The following is a 13173-nucleotide window of genomic DNA, read 5'->3' as shown; positions in this document are numbered from 1 at the left end:
AGCCTCATATCGACGTGGTCCCCTCGTCGTCGTTGTCTGCCGCGACACGCGCTCGTAGAACGTGCGATTCATGCGTGGTCAGCCAATTGGATAATTCTGCGTTCGATCGGTCACCGACCTCATCGGCAATCCAGACAGCGACGCGCATGAGCTCATCGGCATGCGCGGAATCCAGCAACTGCAGGAAAGGCCAGGCATGTTCATCCGCCTGGTAGAACAATCCCTCGGACTCAGGGACGACTCGTAGCAAGCGCGCGCGGACCATCACGGTGAGCCCGCGTTCAAGAACAGTCCTTTTGAAGCCGAGTTCTCCTGACCGGGCTGGGATGGGTGGGAGAACGCTCGGCGGCCCTCCCGAGTCTCCGCTCCGTAATAGCAAGTGATCCAACACAGACAATTGCCTCACATCCAGTTTGCGAGGAAAAACTGCGGTGAGAACGATCAGTGATCGCAGACCGACTTCCAAAGGGCTATTAAGAGGTTGCACGGCACCAAGCCATTCGTCCGTCGTTAGCCAACTGATGACAGATTCCGATGCGGTCCTTGATCCAAAGCACTGGAACTAGATGGTTAGCCGTCAAAGCAAGACTGCTTGCCTTGTCCGTAACCGCGTCGAGACGTTCCCATCCGTCGACGTACTGCCGGTAGTACGTTGCTGCGGTTCCGTCCGCGATCTCTTCCTGCAGGGAACCGAATGTGCCATCTGGCACCGAGTCGCGGGCGAAAACTCTCAGGGACTCGGCACTGTAGAAGGCCCTTCGCTGGCCTGAATAGTGGTCCTTAACATCGTTTAGCGTGGACACGGTGTGAGGAGTGATGTCAGTGTCGGGGTGCCGCTCCCGATACGCAGCAAGGAGCTTCTGAATGTAGTCCTGCTCATGGACTTCCAACGAATCATCGGGAACGCGGGCTGAAGGCCTCTGGAGAGGAACTGAGAAGCGTGCCGAATGCCAGCGAGTCCTCGAATGTTGTTCGACCAGCTCGTGGAGCTCGACAGATCCGAATACTGAGAAATCTGCGGTTTCGAGGAAGTCCATAACGTCCTTCTTCGTGTCCCCCACCTTCTTAGCAAGAGCGTGCTTCTCGTTTTCTAAAGCCCTTATCAGTTCTGACTTTAGCTGGGAGGGAGAATGTAGGGAATTCGAAAGAAGCGTTCCATAGCCTCGGGGTGCGGCGAATCTATATTTCCTGGGCCACGTGTAATGCTTTGCGAGGGTTCCCTGCACGATCTTTAGAATCTCGGGGAGGGCATCTCCAGGCTTCAGGGGCTGTCCATAGTGCTTGCACTGATAACAGTCCCATTCACCGTCGAATCCTTCGGCGGACAGGAATGCAGCTATGTCGACGCCATGATCGTCCGCACCGCCATTCCTCATCACTGACTCATACTCGAGGCTTGTCGCCCATTCAAGTACGAACTCTTCCCATTCCTGGTCGTCGTACAGGCTGATGATCTTTGCCGGTGAAAGAATGGGAACCCCGGACACCGGGGGAACGAGTTGCTTGTCCAACACGGTGGGCGGTTCCAAAGGAACAAGCCGTACGGCACCACTGCTAGACATAGCCCCCCTCAGAACTTTAGTGTGCTCTGAGTCTCTCACAAGCTGAGGCTTCAACGCGCCGGTATGCCGGTGTGCTAGCGCGTCCAATTACGACGGTTGACCGGTTGAGACCACCACGCTTTTCGACACCACATGTAGAGGTGGGTGTGAAGCGTCAGCGGCCTGTCACAACTCGAGTTCTAATCCTGGAGACACCATGCGTCCGCTCAGAACGGATTGTGACCCGGTAAGTGAGAGCCCAACGTGCGGCGCTGCCAGCACCTGAGATTTCAATGGCTTCCGTTAACCACCCGAAGCCGAAGTCCTGCTAGCCGACTCATTCGGCCACACCTCATCGCGGCCAAACTCCTGTGCCGAAAGCGCCCTTTCATCCGCACCCCGGGATCTGGGGTGGGGAGCTTACTCATTTTTTAACACCTTGGTGTCTAGAGTCTCGACCTCATCCTTAGCGGCCAGCCTAGAGGCAGGACTATCTGCGCCGATGTGAAGTTCCATCCGTTTGCGCAGTTCTGCAGCGCCCTCTTTTGGATCCCAATGGATAAGTCGAACGGTCGGATTGCTTGCCACCCCTTGCCACATTCCGGGTCGAAGCTGATTGCGAGAAACCACCACGACGAAGTCCGCGTTCAGCTCGTTCATGTGTTCAGGTTTTAACCGGTCTGCGATTCTGCGGACGTAGCTGCGCGTGTGGACGGTACGAACCTGGGTCGTGTTTACGGCGACCCAGTGACGATCGATGCGTACTACGGCGTCTACCCAGTCTTGAACTCTGAATTGGGGGTTCCCCCGCGGAAGTTCGTCCGATATGACGATGTCGCCAGGCTTCCAAACCGTGCGCAGTGCCACCAATGTTTCGAGGAGAAAGACGTGGGCCCGGAAGTGGGACTGTAGTGATTCGTCCCCTGAAATCCAAGAACCATCCGCGAAAGTTCGTACTTCTCGCAGCCGAGCTCTTAGCTCACCAAGTGTTGCCTCAGAAAGGGGGATCTCACTACCGCGGATATAAGTATGTCTTATTCCGTCAACAGCCTCACGCTGAAAATCACCATCAGCTGTTGTCTCTAGAGCCCCAAGAAGGGCGGTCGCCAATCCGTTATGGAGCCGTTCCTGCTTGGGATCTTTTGGGACGATTCTGTCACTAACCCATTCAAACTGTTCCCACCATGCCTCTGCCGCCTCCTTGCGCCGGTTAGCTTGGGCTTCCTCTTTTGTATGTTTCAAGCCCTTGGCGAAGGACCTGGCCGCAATAATCGCTGCCAACAGAGCTGCAGTTCCGGCGGCTGCTGGGCTTGTGATGAAGCGCAGTAAGAAAGCTTCCCACGCTGGTCCTGTTTTCCAACCCACGACAGCACGGTAAACGATTTCACCGTAGGAAAATGCTACCCAAAAAATCCCCGCTAGGAGCACTACCCAGACGACAACTCGACCAATAGACCGTGCAGGACTTGGGAGCCTAATCCACCCGAACTGGGCTAAGCGAAACGGAAACAGGGGTACATCGAGCCACCCAATCCGATCACGCCGCTCATCACTATTGTGCGCAGGGCCGGATGCAGTCATTCGAGAAGTATATGAGGAGGCTGCGCCCTGGTATCTATTAAGATCCGCTACCCAGCTGGGGTTATCCACAGTCGCTGATCTGCTGTAGCAGAGGAGCGTGGCTGACAGGTTGCTGGTTCTCCACAACCGGCAGGCCAGCGCCAGGCAGGGCCGCCCGCAACTGCCCTGCCTGGCGAAGCCAACCTCAATCAGCCTTAGACGGTGGAGACTTCCCTGCACCCAGTGCGTGACTTCACGTAATGCCGCAGGGCCAGGGGAGGGACCTCAGCGCGTCCCTCCCCGACCTGGGACAGCTGCACACCGTTGCCGATGATGTCGTAGACGGATAGCTGCGCCACCGCAGTTATCCCAACCCTGGGTGCCGGGAACTGCTCCGTCCCGAAGTCCGTCAGACATGACCAGGACGTGGTTGCCCTTGCAAACCTCGCGTCGCGATGTCACCCCTCGGAAGGTGGCGTTCCACGCAGTCGTAATTCGGGGCCCAATTCCGTCCCCGCACGCCAGCGCCACGGAACATCGCAAATAACTTGATATTCTCGGCGGATGGAGCTTGAACGAGACGACCGCGGCGAGCCCGCGACTAATCGCCTCAACTACACGGCGTACCGTCTCGGCAGGGCGCTCGACCGGTTCACCGAAAACCTGGCACTGGCCCACGGCGTGACGCTGTCCCAATTCCTCGTACTCCAGGTACTGGGAGAGGGGCTGCCACTCTCCAACGCCCAACTGGGACGCAGGACCTTCGTCAGCTCCCAGGCCGCACACCTGGTAGCGAACGAACTCCTCGAACTCGGACTCGTGGAACGCGGAAGCCACCCGACCAACCGGCGGATACGCCTCGTCCAGCTGACCGAAGCCGGCTGGGACGTCGTCCAGGCCTGCACCCAGGAACTGCGCGACCACGAACAGCGCCTGACCGGCGAAATCGGCGAGGACCTCGGCAACTCAATCGTCGGCGTCCTGGACCACGCGGCCCAGGTCTTGGCCGGCGGCTACTTCGGGGACGACGAAGCGGAGGCAGCGGCAGTTCATCGCCGCCAGATCACCAGCCGCCCGCGGCACGTGCCGTCCCGGCTGGCGGCCAGCCGCTTGAAGGGCCTCAACCGAGAAGCCGACGGTGCCAACTCGGACACCTAACAAGCGCCCTATCGAGAGACTGGCCGCGTCCGGATCAACACCACCACCAGGCAGGCAAAGGCGCTCACCGCAGAGACTGCCAGAGCCACCCGGCCCGTGCTGGCATCGATCACCCAGCCCATCAGCAGCGCCCCAAACGGCACCATGCCGTAACTACCCATCGTCATCAGTGACATCATGCGCCCAATGAACTGCGGCCGAACCGACTCCTGCGCAGCAGCATTCACGATCCCTTGGTAGTACCCCACGGCGATACCCAGAACGGGAGCGGCTGCCAGGAACAGCAGGAGCGTGGGGGCCGCGGCATTCAGCGCCAACGCCGCACCGAAAACACTTGTTGCCGCAATCATCGACCGCAACGACACTCGGGGCCTTCGAGCAGCCAGAATCCCTCCGAGGATCGCACCCACGGCGTTGAGGGTATGGACAGCTCCCACCGCGCTGGCATCACCGCCGTAGGAGAGATTCACAGTAGAGGTGAGCACCAGCCCGAAGTTCATGGCCAGCAGGGAAATCACCACGTTTACGATCAGCAGGGTGTTCACGTCCCGGCTTCGCCGGAAGGCGCCCGACGCCGAGCCGCCCAGGGCCTTAGCCCCGGGCCCGCCCGGGGCCTTGATGCCATCCCCGCCCCGCCGCTGGGCCTGCGGCGCACGCCGGTGCAGCTCGTCCGGACGGATCCGCAGCCGCGACGCGAACACCAGCAGATAGGCGGCGGCGTTAATCAGGATGCACGCGCTGGGTCCGAGCCCCTGGAAAGCGAGTCCGGCCAGCGCCGGACCGACCGACCGGGCAGCGGCCAGCGAAATGGTGCTGACGGATGCAGCCTTGGACAGCCCGTCCGGGCCCACCAGCTCGAAGATGATGGTCTGAGCGGCCACCCGTTCAAAGGCCTGGACCGAACCCAGCAGCCCAACCATGGCGTAAAGCAGCCACAGGTCCGGCTCCCGGGTCACCACAAAGACCAGGCTGGCGGTGACAACAGCGGAAGCCAGCGAGGTCACCAGCAGCACTGTGCGCGGTGCCACCCGGTCCAGCAGCCGCCCCGCGGGTATTCCGAGCAGGAAGATCGGCAGGAACTGGGCGATGGTGATGCCGCTCAGGGCCTGGGCACTTCCGGTCGCCCCCAGGACCACCAGCTGCAGGGCGAGGTTCTGGAACCAGACGCCGGTGTTGGAGATGACCTGCCCGGTGAAGTACCAGGAGAAGTTCGGAGACCGGAACGGACCCCGCCGCCCGCCGTCGTCACCCACGGCGGTCCCGACGGGACCGGTGGGCACGGCAGGGCCGGGCCGGGCAGCGGGAGCAGCAGGAATCAGACACGGTCGCGGATAAACTCGGCCATCCGCTCGGGGATGCGGGCGGCGTCGCTGGACCGCTGGTCGGCGTTGTTGGCTCGGATCTCCAGCACGGGAATCCCCTCAGCTTCCAGGGCTTCGGTAATGAACCCGCTGCCGGGGGTATCGTCCGCCACCAGATGCACCACCCCGTCCACGCGATGACTCAGGGCCTCCTTCACGTACCACTGGGCAGACCACGGCGGCACATAAAGCTGATCCGTGATTCCGACGAAGCGGGCGGCCAGCGCCCGGACCGGGTCATCGCCGTAGCGCAGGTACCCGTCGGCGGCGATCGCCAGGTACATCGACCAGACGAACACCGCGCCGAATTCCTCCTGGAACCGGGTGTACAGGCCCAGATCGGACCACAGGCCGCGGCCCACCCACATCAGCCGCCGCTTTTCGCCGGGACATACGGCAACGCCGTCGGCCACCCGCTGCGCCGTTTCCTCATACAAGGATCGAGCGGCGTCCACCGCCCACGATGTGCCGCGCTGCCACTGCGGTGCCATAACGGCGGGCATCGTGTCATTCACCAGGACGGGGGCGAACGGCGCCGAAGCGATGAGGTCCCGGGTCTTGCGGTTCCATTCGGCCTGCTGGTTGCCCAGGTCCATGATCTCCGCCAGCCGGTCCCGGTCCAGCGTCCGTCCAGTACGCTCTTCCAGCCAGCTGATCAGCTGCTCAATTTCACCCTGCAGCAGGTCCAGCCGGTCCGAGCCGAAGGCCGTCTCCCAGTCGTGCGGCACCAGCTCCCACCACCGGTCCGGCAGCGGGTCAGCGCCCGTACGGGAGAGGAGGAACGTTTCCGTGCCCGGGAGCCTGCCCCACTGCTCGAAGATCTTGGCGGTGACGTCCCCGCTGCGCTCGGCCACGGCGAACCGCGGTGCCGGCAAACCGCCCCACGGGCGGTCCTCGGCGTCGAGCAGCTGCTCACCCAGCGGCATCGCATCGTACTGCTGGCTGAAGTCGGGCAGCCCGCGGGCGGCCAGCCGCTCCATCGACGCAGGTCCGGCCCGCTTGGCCGCGATGATGGAGGACCACCACTGCGTCACCACGTAGGGGATGTCCAGGGCGCGGAAGACTTCGTGCGGGGCATCGGCGTTCAACAGCGCAATGGGTTCGCCTGCCGCGGCCCGCTGGCGCACGGACTGGAACCATTCCTTCTGGTAGCGCGTAGCGGCCACGGCTGAACGGAGTCGATGGTCGGTCATGAGGCAATCTCCCCGGACAACTGGACGCTGGCAATGAGATCGGCGGCGGCAGCTGCGGCTCCGTCGGCTGGAACGCGGACGACGCCGGCCAGCCAGGTTCCGCTGGCAGCCAGCGCCTCGCGCTGGGCGGGCAGGTCCCAGACCGGGCCGTCGTCGAGGTCCCGGACCAGGGCCACCACTCCGGCGGCGCCCGTCCGGCGGACTTCGGTCAGCAGGTGTTCGGTGCGTTCGGAGGTCAGGGAGCGCGACGCCGACGGCGGACGCTGGGCGTGCAGCTCGGCCAGGGCGCGGAAAGCTTCGCCGGGCGAAACGGCGTCCACGGTCTGCCCGATCCAGGCGGCGTCTCCGGCGTCGTGGTCTTCTCCCACGACTCCAATGCCGGCCTGCTCGAGCGCCTCATAGACGGTGGTGTCCGGGTGCGAGCTGCCGGTCAGAAACACCGGCAGTGTGGTCCCCGGGGCGTCAGCCTGCTGGATCGCCTCGATGGCAGCCAGTGCCTGCTCCGGCGGCAGCTGGACGGCGGCCGCGTAACACCGCAGGGCGGCGCTCCCGGAAAGGGTTCCTGCCACCCGCCGCTCCCGCACCCGCTCGAGGGCCTCACCCAGCGAGTTCTCCCGGCCAGCGGCGGCAGCCAAGGTATCGGCGTCGAGCACTTGCCCGGTGCACGCTGACACGAACCCGGCCAGCCGCTCATACTGCCGCGCGACGAAGAGGTTCACATGCGGGCCGCCGCCGCGGGGCGTATCCAGCAACTGGACCGGGTACGGGATGCGCCCGCGTTCGGCCAGCAGCCGCAGCACGTAGTAGGCCCGCAGGTTCGCTGCGGAGTCATTGCAGACCACCAGCCCGGCGAGGCCGTCATGGAGCCCGGACAGGACGCCGTCCAGCACCCGGGCGGCAACGGCGTCGGCCGCCCCCAGGAGCTCAGCCGCTTCCCGCGAGATGTCCCCGGACCAGGCACCGAACAGCCGCACCGGCGTCGCCCCCGCGGCCAGGAGAATCTGCCGGGGCGCATCCGCGCCGATGATCCCGATCCGAGGTGCGGGATCAGTCACAACACACCCGCGGTGCGGAGGTTCTCGATCCGGTCGGAGTCATAGCCCAGGGCCTTCAGGACCACGTCCGTGTGCTCGCCCAGGTACGGGGCCGGCGCGTCCAGGGTGGTGCGGCTGCCGGACAGGACCATGGGCAGCCCCGAGCCGAAGAGACCGTCAAAGTGCCCGAACTTGGGGTGGGACAGCGGCACCACTTCGCCGCGGGACAGCACCAGCGGATCCCGCACCGCCTCGGCCGTGGTGCGGACCGGTGCCGCGGGAGCGCCGTTGGACGTGAGTGCTTCCAGTACCTCGTCCAGGGGTTTCTCGGCGGCCCACCCGGCAATCAGCCCGTGGAGCCGGTCGGCGTTGAAGACGCGGGCGTCGCGGGTACCGAAGTCCTCGGAGTCCAGCAGGTCGGGACGCTCGATGGCGCGAAGGACGCCTGCCGCGAACTGGTCCGTGGGGGCGCAGATCGCAAAGTATCCGTCGGCCGCGCGGAACGTGCCGAACGGCGCCAGGCGGGGAACGTAGGCGCCGGTGCGCAGCGGGAAGCCTACGGATTCCAGGGCATCGAAGGGCTCGCAGGCCACCATCGAGGTCAGTGCCCCGAGCATCGACACGTCCACGTGCTGCCCCTGGCCGGTGTGCTCGGCCTGGAGCAGGGCACTCAGGGTGCCGATGACCGCGAAGAGCGGAGCGGACAGGTCGCCAATCGGCAGGCCGAAGCGCACCGGCGGCTGGCCGGGTTCACCGGCGGTCATCATGACGCCGCTGAGTGCTTGGACGATGGTGTCCATCGCCTTCCGGTCCCCGTTCTCCGTGCCGGCGCCGAAACCGCTGATGGAGGTGTAGACGAGTTTGTCGTTGAGGTGTTTCACGCTCGCGTAGTCGATGCCGAGGCGCTTGGTGACGCCGGCACTGTAGTTCTCCACCACAATGTCCGCTTCGGCAATGAGGTCGAACAGCACCTGCTTGCTCTCCGGGTGCTTCAGGTTCAGCGTCACGGATTCCTTGCCGCGGCCGCGGAGCATCATGGAGACGGACATGTCATCCTCCGACGTCCGCCGCACGTTCAGGCCCTGGGAGGTGACGTAGGGGGAGTTGTTGCGCGAGGAGTCCCCGCCGCGGGTGGGGTTCTCCACCTTGATGACCCGGGCCCCGAGCCCCGCCAGCAGCAGGGTCGCATAAGGGCCTGCCAGCGCCGTCGTCAGGTCGATGACTGTCTTGCCCGCCAGGGGCTTGGTCTCAATGCTCATGGGGTGTCTCCTTCAAATGAACGGTCAGCCGGTCTCCTGCCCAGTCCAGGACGGTGTCCAGGCCGGCTTCCCGGGTAATGCGCTGTAAGTAGTCGCCCACCTGGTCCCCGCCATTGGCGCGGGTCAGCGGGACCGGACGGGCGTCGTCGTCGATCCAGCAGGGAATAACTTCCGCTGCAACGCTGCCGTCCGCGCCGAGGGTGAGCACGGCGATCAGGGTGTTCCGGCTCTCCGGATGGAACGGGTACTCCGGCATCGCGGGGTCCGGCTGGAAGCCGAACAGCCGGGTTCTTGCGCGGGCCCAGGCCCGGCGCTCGGGCGAATCATCCGGTGCGCCGCCCAGTGCCCGCGTCACGGTGGCGAAGTTGCCGAGTCCGTGGAAGATCGGGCGGCCACGGTAGGCCTCCACACCCTTGAGGATGTGGGCGTGGTGGGCGAGCACCGCCACAGCTCCGGCGTCGATGGCTGCATAGGCAACCTGGTACTGGTACTGCGCGATCTCCACCGGCTGGTGCACCAGCCCCTGGTGCAGGGCGACGACGACGGCGGCACCCTGCCGCGCATGGCTCGCCACCTGGTCGGTGAAAGCGGCCAGGGACCGCGGTTCGGCGAACGTGTAGATGCGCGGCGGACCGCCGGGATTGGCGCCCCGCGGCTCGTAGTGCGTGACGACCTCAACCCAGGCGCAGCCAGCCTTCGAGCTGCCGGCCCAGGACTCCTTGGGTCCCACGCAGTTGACGCTGAGCACGATGACCTGCCGGCCGCCGTGTTCAACAACCGCCGGTTCCCAGGCCTCTGCGAGGTTGCGTCCCGCGCCGGTGGTGGCCAGGCCGCGCTCGCGGCAGTGCCGCCGGGTGTCCTCGATTCCTTCCGCGCCGAAGTCGTAAACGTGGTTCCCGGCCAGGGTGAGGACGTCGAACCCGGCAGCCGCTACGGCGTCGAGGGCCGACGGCGGGGCCGGCAGCGCGGGCACGTCCGAGGAGGCCGTGGCAGTGGACGTGGTGTGCGGGACTTCGAGGTGGCCGATGACGAGATCCGCTTCGGCCAGCACGGGGGCGGCGGCGCTGAAGAGGGACGTGGCGTCGTCGCGCTCCAGGACCAGGTCCCCGGTGGCCATCAGGGTAGTAGCTGTCACTGCTGCTCGTCGTTCCTGCGCATCGAGCGGGCGAGGAAGGAGCGCAGCCGGTTCGTCTGCGGGTTGCGGAAGAACGCCTCGGCCGGCTGGTCTTCGACCACCTTGCCGTCCGCCATGAACACGCAGCGGTCCGCGACTTCGCGGGCGAACTCCATTTCATGCGTGACCACCACCATGGTGCGTCCCGAGGCGGCGAGGGCCTGCATGGTCTGCAGTACTTCGTCGATCAGTTCCGGGTCCAGGGCGCTGGTGGGTTCGTCGAAGAGCAGCACACGGGGCTCGACGGCGACCGCACGGGCAATGGCGACGCGCTGCTGCTGGCCGCCGGAAAGCTGCCGCGGGTACGCGGACGCCTTGTCCGAAAGGCCCACCTTCTCCAGCAGGTCCAGGGCTTTCGCCTTGGCGTCCGCGGGTGCAACGCCGTGGACGGCGACGGGCGCCTCGGTGACGTTGCGCAGCACGGTCCAGTGCGGGAACAGGTTGAACTGCTGGAACACCATGCTCATGCGGCGGCGCTGGGCCCGGACACCGGCGTCCGTCAGCGGACGCAGAACTTTTCCCTGTTCGAAGCCGAGCAGTTCCCCGTCCAGGTACATGGCTCCGCCGTCGATGGTTTCAAGCTGGTCCAGGCACCGGACCAGGGTCGACTTGCCGGAACCCGAGGGGCCGAGGATGGCGACGACCTCGCCCTCGTTAACGGTCAGGTCAATGCCGTCCAGAGCGGTGTGGTCCCCGAAGCGCTTGCGCAGGCCCACTACCTCCAGGACGGGGCGGGTTGCCGTGGCGGTGCCCGCGGCCCCGGCCGGGATCTGTGCGGTGTTCATTATTGGTTCTCCTGGGTCCGGACCGCGGCGGTGGTACCGGCGTCGGGCTTGGAACTGGTGGTTGCCTTGGGCGCGGAGCGGGTGGCACCGCGCCCGTAGTACTCCTCCACGCGGCGCTGGAAGAACGTCAGGATGGTGACGGCCACGAGGTACCAGATCACCGCCACGACCAGCATGGGAACCACGTCATAGGTGCGGTTGTAGATGACCTGGACGGCGTGCAGCAGGTCTCCCATGGCAATCACGCTCACCAGCGATGTGCCCTTCAGGGTCGCGATGATCTGGGAGCCGGTGGGCGGAATGATCACGCGCATGGCCTGCGGCATCACAATCCGGGTGAAGGAGTGCCAGCGGCTGAAGCCCATGGCGGACGCGGCGTCGTGCTGTCCCTGGTCCACGGACAGGATGCCGGCGCGGATGATCTCCGCCATGTACGCGGCCTCATGCAGTGAGAGGCCGATGATGGCGGCCGTCAGCGGGGTGATGAGGTCATTGGTGGACCAGCTGAAGAACTCCGGACCGAACGGCACACCGACGGCGATGCGGGGGACCAGGTACGCCAGGTTGAACCAGAAAATCAGCTGGACCAGCGGCGGGACTCCCCGGAAGAAGCCCACAAAGGCCATGCACGCCACGCGCACGGGCCAGTAGTCGCTCAGCTGGCCCGCGGCGAGCACGGTTCCCAGGATGGTGCCGAGCACCATGGTGACCACCATGAGCAGGACGCTGGTCATCAGGCCGAGGAGCACGCTGGGTGCGAAGAGGTACTCGGCGACGACGGGCCATTCGAAGCGCTTGTTGGAGATGAGGAAGTAGAGGATGCCGCCGGCTATCAGCAGCAGCAATGCGGTGCCCAGAATCCGCAGCGGCCTAATCCGTGGACGGGCCTGGGCCACGTCCACGGCGTTGGCGCGTACTGCGGGTCCGGAGGACGTGGGGGTGTCCGTTATGCTCATTTGCCTGATTTCCCAGCTGTCATGGGGTTCAGTGTGGGGCTTTCCACCGTGACGTCATCCAGCTTCCACTCGGACATGATCCGGTCATATTCGCCGTTCTCGAAGATGCCCTCGAAGGCGGCCAGCATGGCGGGAGCGAGTTCGTTGCTCTTCGGCAGGAACATGGCCAGCTGGTCAACGCCGGCGCCCTGCTCGTCGCTCTGCACCAGGAACTCGAAGGTGCCCTCGTCCTGCGCCTGGATGTCGAGTGCCGCGGTCTGCGTGGTGCCGGCATAGTCCGCGCGGTCCGACTGCACGGCGAGGATGGTGGAGTTGGTGTCTTTGAGGCCGACGAACTCCGGCGCCTCAAGGCCCTTTTCAGCGCACCATTCGGTGTAACGCTCCAGCTGGGACTCGGTGACTGATCCGGTGACGCCGGCTACGCGGGCGCCGCAGAGATCCTCGGGGGCACCGAGATCATCCTTCCGCTCCGCGAGGTAGAGGTAGGAAGTGCGGGTGGTCATCCAGACGACGGCATCGAAGTCGGCTTCCCGTTCAGCCGTGGTGCGGACCGGACCATTGAACGCGTCGTAGCGGCCGGAGAGCATTCCGGTGAGCATGGCGTCCAGGCCGGAGGCCGTCTGGATGGCGAACGGGACGCCCAGCTGTTCGGACAGAGCTGCCTGGATGTCCGGGTCAATGCCGGTGATGTCCCCATTCTGCTCCAGCGTGCGGTACGGCGGATGGGTGTCACCGGCAATGTTGATGACCCCGGCGGACTTGATGGCCTCCGGCAGCTGGTCATACACCGGAGCTTCGGTGTTGACCCCGCCGGACGCGGCCTGGCTTCCCTGGCCGCCCGCGGGTTCCGCCTCGCTGTCCGACGCCGAACAGGACGTCAGTGCGAGGAGGACAGCGCCGGCAACGGCGACGGTGCTGAAACGGTTGAGCTTCATGGCGATCTCCTGAGTGTGAGCTGCATCACGGATCAAACTTTCGAGGAGAATATCATGCTGCTTGATATTAATCACGAAGTAATTTGTTCCGTGACCGCGGTCCTGGGCGCGCCTGGGACTGGCGATCGTCAAGAGCATTGTCCAGGCGCATGAGGGCACGCTGACTGTCACGGCAAGGCCGCGACAGTGGCCTCCGGGTCTTGGCACTTTTGCCTGC

13 protein-coding genes are annotated in these 13173 nt (G+C 64.8%); 1 reads left to right on the top strand and 12 read right to left on the bottom strand.

The annotated features are described in order from the left end of the window. Positions 1–4 precede the first annotated feature (4 nt). From ITX31_RS16125 to ITX31_RS01185, 4 genes are all read right to left on the bottom strand, one after another. Positions 5–487, bottom strand: coding sequence for an ABC-three component system middle component 2 (locus ITX31_RS16125; protein ID WP_416354764.1), 483 nt, complete (start codon positions 485–487; stop codon positions 5–7). Continuing rightward, positions 474–1601 (bottom strand): ABC-three component system protein, encoded by a 1128-nt coding sequence (locus tag ITX31_RS01195; protein ID WP_194781661.1) that lies wholly within the window; start codon positions 1599–1601, stop codon positions 474–476. The genes ITX31_RS16125 and ITX31_RS01195 overlap by 14 nt, the downstream gene beginning before the upstream one ends. A 360-nt stretch (positions 1602–1961) precedes the next feature. Continuing rightward, the gene (locus ITX31_RS01190) at positions 1962–2906 is read right to left on the bottom strand and encodes a hypothetical protein (RefSeq protein WP_194781660.1); all 945 of its coding nucleotides are present in this window, start codon (positions 2904–2906) and stop codon (positions 1962–1964) included. A gap of 410 nt (positions 2907–3316) precedes the next feature. Next, positions 3317–3460, bottom strand: a complete 144-nt coding sequence (locus tag ITX31_RS01185; protein WP_194781659.1) for a hypothetical protein — start codon at positions 3458–3460, stop codon at positions 3317–3319. A gap of 205 nt (positions 3461–3665) precedes the next feature. Between ITX31_RS01185 and ITX31_RS01180 the strand changes: the two genes are divergently transcribed. Beyond that, on the top strand, positions 3666–4259 hold the full coding sequence (locus tag ITX31_RS01180; RefSeq protein ID WP_194781658.1) for a MarR family winged helix-turn-helix transcriptional regulator: 594 nt from the start codon (positions 3666–3668) through the stop codon (positions 4257–4259). Positions 4260–4267: 8 nt separating this feature from the next. Here ITX31_RS01180 and ITX31_RS01175 read toward each other — a convergent pair whose 3' ends face one another. From ITX31_RS01175 to ITX31_RS01140, 8 genes are read right to left on the bottom strand one after another with little or no spacing between them, the layout of a single operon-like run. Then, the gene (locus tag ITX31_RS01175) at positions 4268–5539 is read right to left on the bottom strand and encodes an MFS transporter (RefSeq protein WP_323745539.1); all 1272 of its coding nucleotides are present in this window, start codon (positions 5537–5539) and stop codon (positions 4268–4270) included. A gap of 35 nt (positions 5540–5574) precedes the next feature. After that, positions 5575–6813 carry a 2-hydroxyacyl-CoA dehydratase family protein gene (locus ITX31_RS01170; protein WP_194781657.1) on the bottom strand — a complete coding sequence of 413 codons (1239 nt, stop codon included), beginning with the start codon at positions 6811–6813 and terminating at the stop codon, positions 5575–5577. Then, the gene (locus ITX31_RS01165) at positions 6810–7868 is read right to left on the bottom strand and encodes a 2-hydroxyacyl-CoA dehydratase (RefSeq protein ID WP_194781656.1); all 1059 of its coding nucleotides are present in this window, start codon (positions 7866–7868) and stop codon (positions 6810–6812) included. The genes ITX31_RS01170 and ITX31_RS01165 overlap by 4 nt, the downstream gene beginning before the upstream one ends. Continuing rightward, positions 7865–9106 carry a CaiB/BaiF CoA transferase family protein gene (locus tag ITX31_RS01160; protein ID WP_228528864.1) on the bottom strand — a complete coding sequence of 414 codons (1242 nt, stop codon included), beginning with the start codon at positions 9104–9106 and terminating at the stop codon, positions 7865–7867. Before ITX31_RS01160 ends, ITX31_RS01165 begins: the two co-directional genes overlap by 4 nt. Continuing rightward, entirely contained in the window at positions 9096–10241 is a 1146-nt protein-coding gene (locus tag ITX31_RS01155; protein ID WP_323745538.1) for a CapA family protein, read from the bottom strand. Before ITX31_RS01155 ends, ITX31_RS01160 begins: the two co-directional genes overlap by 11 nt. Then, entirely contained in the window at positions 10238–11065 is an 828-nt protein-coding gene (locus ITX31_RS01150) for an amino acid ABC transporter ATP-binding protein (protein ID WP_194781655.1), read from the bottom strand. Before ITX31_RS01150 ends, ITX31_RS01155 begins: the two co-directional genes overlap by 4 nt. Beyond that, complete coding sequence (locus tag ITX31_RS01145; RefSeq protein ID WP_194781654.1) at positions 11065–12021, bottom strand: amino acid ABC transporter permease; 957 nt, start codon at positions 12019–12021, stop codon at positions 11065–11067. Before ITX31_RS01145 ends, ITX31_RS01150 begins: the two co-directional genes overlap by 1 nt. Continuing rightward, positions 12018–12956: a transporter substrate-binding domain-containing protein gene (locus tag ITX31_RS01140; RefSeq protein ID WP_194781653.1), complete on the bottom strand. Its 939-nt coding sequence runs from the start codon at positions 12954–12956 to the stop codon at positions 12018–12020. Before ITX31_RS01140 ends, ITX31_RS01145 begins: the two co-directional genes overlap by 4 nt. Positions 12957–13173: the final 217 nt, after the last annotated feature.

The sequence above is a fragment of the Arthrobacter gandavensis genome (genome assembly GCF_015355785.1).
GTDB classification, from domain to species: Bacteria; Actinomycetota; Actinomycetes; order Actinomycetales; family Micrococcaceae; genus Arthrobacter_B; species Arthrobacter_B gandavensis_A.
Note: the sequence above shows the minus strand (reverse complement) of the source record. Positions and strands in the feature narration are given on the sequence as shown.